Source organism: Burkholderia sp. E168m23, assembly GCF_016586125.1.
Lineage (GTDB): Bacteria > Pseudomonadota > Gammaproteobacteria > Burkholderiales > Burkholderiaceae > Burkholderia > Burkholderia orbicola.
This window is the reverse complement of record NZ_BCPP01000665.1, coordinates 1-4,113: the sequence shown is the minus strand read 5'-3', so window position 1 is coordinate 4,113 and position 4,113 is coordinate 1. Positions and strand designations below refer to the sequence as shown.

Genomic DNA, 4,113 nt, shown 5'->3' with positions numbered 1-4,113 from the left:
CTGCTCGTGAAGCTGCAGAAGGAGCGCGGGATGGCGCTCGTGCTGATCTCGCACGATCTGGCCGTGGTGTCGGAGGTCGCGCATCGCGTCGCGGTGATGTACGCGGGCGAGATCATCGAGACTAACCGCGTGCCCGACATCTTCCGCGCGCCGCATCATCCGTACACCGAAGCGCTGCTCGCGGCGATTCCCGAGCACAATCAGGGGGCGCGTCGCCTTGCCGCATTGCCGGGCATGGTGCCGGGCCGCGATGATCGCCCGTCCGGGTGCCTGTTCGCGCCGCGCTGCAAGTACGTCGTCGACGATTGCCGCAAGGCGCGGCCGGCGCTCGACACGCTGGTGCCGGCCAACGATGCGATGCGCGCGCGCTGCATCAAGCCGCTCAATGTTTCCAACCTCGACCTGACGGGAGGCGCACGATGAATGCAGTCAATGAAACGCCTCGCGCTTCGCACGACGAGGAAGCGGTACTGGTGGCCGACGGCCTCGCGAAGCACTATTCGGTGAAGCGCGGGATGTTCGGGCAGGGCACGGTGAAGGCGCTGAACGGCGTGTCGTTCTCGCTGAAGCGCGGCAAGACGCTCGCCGTCGTCGGCGAGTCGGGCTGCGGGAAATCGACGCTCGCGCGCCAGCTCACGATGATCGAGACGCCCACCGCGGGCAGCCTGACGATCGACGGCAAGAACGTGGCCGGCGCGAGCCGCGACACGGTCGCCGACCTGCGCCGCCGCGTGCAGATGGTGTTCCAGAATCCGTTCGCGTCGCTGAACCCGCGCAAGACCGTCGAGCAGACGCTTTCCGAGCCGCTCGAGATCAACGCGAACCTGACGGCCGCCGAGCGCGCCGCGCGCATCGCGCAGATCATGCGCACGGTCGGCCTGCGCCCCGAGCACGCGAAGCGCTATCCGCACATGTTCTCCGGCGGCCAGCGCCAGCGGGTCGCGATCGCGCGCGCGATGATCCTCGATCCGCGCATCGTCGTCGCGGACGAGCCGGTGTCCGCGCTCGACGTGTCGATCCAGGCGCAGATCCTGAACCTGTTCATGGATCTGCAGGAGCAGTTCAAGACGAGCTACGTGTTCATCTCGCACAACCTGTCGGTGGTCGAACACGTTGCCGACGACGTGATGGTGATGTACTTCGGCAGCGTCGCCGAGCTCGGCGACAAGGCGACGATCTACGCACGGCCGCGCCATCCGTACACGCGGGCGCTGATGTCGGCGACGCCGGCGATCTTCGAGGAAGATCGCCGCGTGCAGATCAAGCTGCAGGGCGAACTGCCGTCGCCGCTCAATCCGCCGTCGGGCTGCGCGTTCCACCAGCGCTGCCCGTACGCGGTCGAGCGGTGCCGCGTCGAGGAGCCGCAATTGCGCGAAGTGGACGGCCGGCGTGTAGCCTGCCATCGCGCCGAGGAGGTCGGGGAGGAGAATGCCTGAAGCGTTGGCGGCGCGCGTGTCCGGCGTGCGCCGTGCGGGGGCAGGCGGCGCGCGCGTGATGCGCGCGTACCGCTACGCGCGGCGCTGGAGCGTGCGTACCGTCACGGGCGCGGCGCTGGCCGGCGCGTGCGCGGCGGCCAGCGTCGTGGTCCCCGTTGAGCCGGTGCGCGCCGAGGGGCGTGCGCCGGCGACTTCGCCGATTCGTCCGTCGCAGGTTCCGCCGCCCGGCATGAGCCTGCCGGGCTTCCATACGCCGGCCGTGTCCGACGGCACCGTGTCGCGCGGCACCGTGCGCGTGCAGCCGGCGCGCATGCCGTTCTACGTCGCGACCAAGGGCAAGGTCACGCTCTACGTGCTCGGCACGCTGCACACGGGCGACCCGTCCGATTACCCGAGCGCGCAGCCGTTCCGGCCGCGCATCCTCGCGGCGCTCGCCGCGTCGCCGACGCTCGCGCTCGAGCTGTCGCCCGACGATCTGCTCGAATCGCAGGACGACGTGTCGAAGTACGGCGTGTGCCGCTACCCGTGCCTGCAGCGCCTGCTGCCCGAGCCGCTGTGGCAGCGGCTCGCGGCGCGCCTGCGCGGCAACCCGGCCGCGCTCGCCGAGATCCGCAAGATGCGGCCGTGGCTCGCGGCGCTCGTCGTCGAGACCTACGATTCGCTGTCCGCGGGCCTGCAGACCGAATACGGTACCGAGGCGCAACTGCAGAACGTGTTCCTGAAGAAGAAGGGCGGCCGCGTGATCGGACTCGAGACGCTCGCCGAACAGATGCGCGCGTTCACCGGGCTGACGCTGGCCGAGCAGCGCGAGATGCTCGCGCAGGACATGGTGCAGACGCCCGCGCAGAACGCCGACGACATCAAGGCACTGCACCGGCTGTGGCGAATTGGCGACGCCGATGCGATCTCGGCGTGGGCCGTCGCGAAGAGCGAACGGCTCGCCCGTTCGAAGGCGTTGTCGGCGTCGCTCGACAACAAGATCGTGTACGAGCGCAACCGGCGCTTCGTTGCACGGATGACTGCAATCGCCGCGCCGAACCGGCCGCTGTTCGTCGCGATCGGCGCGCTGCATCTGGGTGGCCCGCGCGGCGTGCTCGAATTGTTGCGCCAGCAAGGATACCGGGTCGACGCGAACTGATCGCGCCCGGCTACCGCACTGATCGTCCCCTGTTTGATCGACGTCGCGCGTACCGTGCGACACGCCTGCGCGGTGGTGCCGGTCGATAAGGAAAACCCTTGAATCGTCGGAAAATAGCGTTTAAAACGATTGACATCCCGTTCGGCCAATATCTATTCTTCACCCCACAAGTTGAAAAAATGAAAAGAATAGATAAGTTCTACGGGGTAGCAGAAATAAAGCGCGGGGTGAGCGTCGCCGGCACGTGAAGCACGTGCCGGCCGCGGAGAGTCTGCATGCACGGCGGGGCCAATCATCGTCGAACAACACATGCATGCGGGCCGACTTGCACATAAGCGACGTTCCGTCGTCTGACCGGGGAAGGCAGTGATCGGGCGGCGGCGGACGTTTTTTAATCCGGAATATTTTTCCGGTCACCGTCGAAAGACGGTTTCGGGGGGTGAATCGACAGACGGCGAAGCCGCACCGATTGCACCAACGGAAAAGCGCCACGAGGGCGCTTTTTTCTTTGGTGCGACGAAAACGTGCGGCGCGCGGGCCCTGCGCCGAATGCTGCGTTACGCGCCTTCGTCGGCCTGCAGCGCGCCGGGCGCCACGACGTCGACGCCGGCGGCCTCGAGCGCCGCGCGGATTCGCTTCGCGAACGCCAGCGCATGCGGCCCGTCGCCATGCAGGCAGACGGTCTGCGCATTGAGCGGCACCCATTCGCCGCTCAGCGCGCGCACCTGCCGGTTGCGCACCATGTCCAGCGTGCGCGCGAGCACCGCATCTTCGTCGTCGATCAACGCGCCGGGCAGACTGCGCGGCACCAGCGAGCCGTCCGCGCGGTAGCCGCGATCGGCGAACACTTCCTCCACCGCCGCGAGCCCCGCCTGCCGCGCGGCCGCGATGAACACGCTGTTCGCGAGCCCGAACACCGCGAGCGACGGATCGAAATCGTGGATCGCGGACACCACCGCGTCGGCGATCAGCGGGTCGCGCGCGGCCTGGTTGTACAGCGCGCCGTGCGGTTTTACGTGCGCGATGCGGCCGCCCTCGGCCTGCGCGATCGCCGACAGCGCGCCGAGCTGGTACAGCACGCCCGCGTAGATGTCGCCGGCCGGCAGCTGCATTTCCTTGCGGCCGAAATTCTCCGGATCGTGGAAGCTCGGATGCGCGCCGATCGACACGCCTTTCTGCACGGCCCAGCGCACGCAGTCGCGCATCGCATTCGCGCCGCCTGCGTGCCATCCGCATGCGATGTTCGCCGACGTGACGAGGTCGAGCAGCGCCTCGTCCGATCCGCATCCTTCGCCGAGATCGGCATTCAGATCGATTTCCATATGTTCCTCGTCCACTGGTTGCGTGGCGCGTCCTTCGCGACTGCTTCCGCCATTGTCACGCCGCGCGCGATTGGGCGCGGCGGCGCGCTTCCTCTCGCATCTCGATCGCGACGTCGATCTGCCGCAGGTACGCCCGTTCCGCGACGAGGGCGGCGCGCGCGGCGTCGAGTGTCGTGCGCACGAAGCGGATCGGCAGGTTGAGCCGTGCCTGCGCGAG

4 protein-coding genes and 1 pseudogene are annotated in these 4,113 nt (G+C 68.2%); 3 read left to right on the top strand and 2 right to left on the bottom strand.

Going from position 1 to position 4,113, the window contains the following annotated elements; genetic code table 11:
- From JMF90_RS27010 to JMF90_RS27000, 3 genes are all read left to right on the top strand, one after another.
- The coding region (locus JMF90_RS27010) for an ABC transporter ATP-binding protein (RefSeq protein WP_201325646.1) at window positions 1-423 on the top strand (423 nt) is incomplete at its 5' end.
- A complete protein-coding gene (locus tag JMF90_RS27005; protein WP_006477544.1) occupies window positions 420-1,436 on the top strand; it encodes a peptide ABC transporter ATP-binding protein in 1,017 nt (338 codons plus the stop codon). The genes JMF90_RS27010 and JMF90_RS27005, both read left to right, overlap by 4 nt.
- Entirely contained in the window at window positions 1,429-2,574 is a 1,146-nt protein-coding gene (locus tag JMF90_RS27000; RefSeq protein WP_006477545.1) for a TraB/GumN family protein, read from the top strand. The genes JMF90_RS27005 and JMF90_RS27000 overlap by 8 nt, the downstream gene beginning before the upstream one ends.
- 557 nt (window positions 2,575-3,131) lie before the next feature.
- Here JMF90_RS27000 and pxpA read toward each other — a convergent pair.
- Window positions 3,132-3,896, bottom strand: a complete 765-nt coding sequence (pxpA, locus tag JMF90_RS26995) for a 5-oxoprolinase subunit PxpA (RefSeq protein ID WP_006483671.1) — start codon at window positions 3,894-3,896, stop codon at window positions 3,132-3,134.
- 55 nt (window positions 3,897-3,951) lie between these two features.
- Window positions 3,952-4,113 (bottom strand): annotated as a pseudogene (locus JMF90_RS26990) (allophanate hydrolase); the annotation flags it as partial.

What these genes read in the sequence shown, in the direction of transcription:
- JMF90_RS27005 (WP_006477544.1), top strand. Translation starts at nt 420, where the DNA reads ATGAATGCAGTCAATGAAACGCCTCGCGCTTCGCACGACGAGGAAGCG.
- JMF90_RS27000 (WP_006477545.1), top strand. Translation starts at nt 1,429, where the DNA reads ATGCCTGAAGCGTTGGCGGCGCGCGTGTCCGGCGTGCGCCGTGCGGGG.
- pxpA (WP_006483671.1), bottom strand. Translation starts at nt 3,896, where the DNA reads ATGGAAATCGATCTGAATGCCGATCTCGGCGAAGGATGCGGATCGGAC.